Here is an 881-nt window from a genome sequence, read left to right on the forward strand (position 1 = left end):
TAGGCGGCGTAATCAGCCCAGTGCTATCAAATCTGTTCCTGCACTATACGTTCGATGTCTGGATGGGCCGGATGTTTCCCGATCTTCCCTGGTGCCGGTATGCAGACGACGGACTGGTTCACTGCCGGACTGAACAAGAGGCGCAAGCTGTCAAGGCTGCGCTTCAGGCAAGGTTGGCAGAGTGCCATCTGGAAATGCATCCGGACAAGACCAAAATCGTCTACTGCAAGGATGGCAGTCGCAAAGGGCGGTATCCAAACACGCAGTTTGACTTTCTCGGGTACACCTTTCGGCGGCGAATCGTGAAGAATCGCAGACGCAACAGCATATTTGTGAACTTCACGCCCGCCGTCAGTGCGGCGGCCCTCAAGTCCATGCGGCAAACGACTCGCGAGGCTCGCTACCAAACCCGGACGTATCTCAGCGTGACTGACATCTCCCGCTTGCACAATCCAGTCCTGCGAGGCTGGTTGAGCTACTACGGGAAATTCAGTCCGTCAGCGATATATCCGGCGCTCAGGCACTTCAACAAGACGTTGGTTGCCTGGGCAATGCGCAAGTATAGGCGCCTGAAAGGACACAGAACACGGGCGTCTATCTTCGTGGAAGGCATTGCGAAGCGGCAACCGCAACTGTTCGTACATTGGCAACGGGGAATGACAGGCTCGTTCGCTTGATGGGAGCGGTGTGAGTCGAGAGGCTCACGCACCGTTCTGCGAGAGGCTGGAGGTGAAATTCCTCTGGTCTACTCACCTCGTGCCGCTGTTCGAAAAGGCGTTTCGCCGACACAAACGTCCGGTCGGTACCAGTTGGCGCATGGATGAGACGTACGTCAAGGTGGGCGGTCAATGGAAATACCTGTACCGCGCGGTGGACAAGGC

Annotated in this window: 1 protein-coding gene and 1 pseudogene; both read left to right on the top strand. The window is 56.6% G+C overall.

The window, feature by feature from the left end:
- A partial coding sequence (locus BN2476_RS44845) for a group II intron maturase-specific domain-containing protein (protein ID WP_268958034.1) occupies positions 1-677 on the top strand: 677 nt, incomplete at its 5' end.
- Positions 678-741: 64 nt separating this feature from the next.
- A pseudogene (locus BN2476_RS44850) lies at positions 742-881 on the top strand (DDE-type integrase/transposase/recombinase); the annotation flags it as partial.

This window comes from Paraburkholderia piptadeniae (assembly GCF_900007165.1).
GTDB classification, from domain to species: domain Bacteria; phylum Pseudomonadota; class Gammaproteobacteria; order Burkholderiales; family Burkholderiaceae; genus Paraburkholderia; species Paraburkholderia piptadeniae.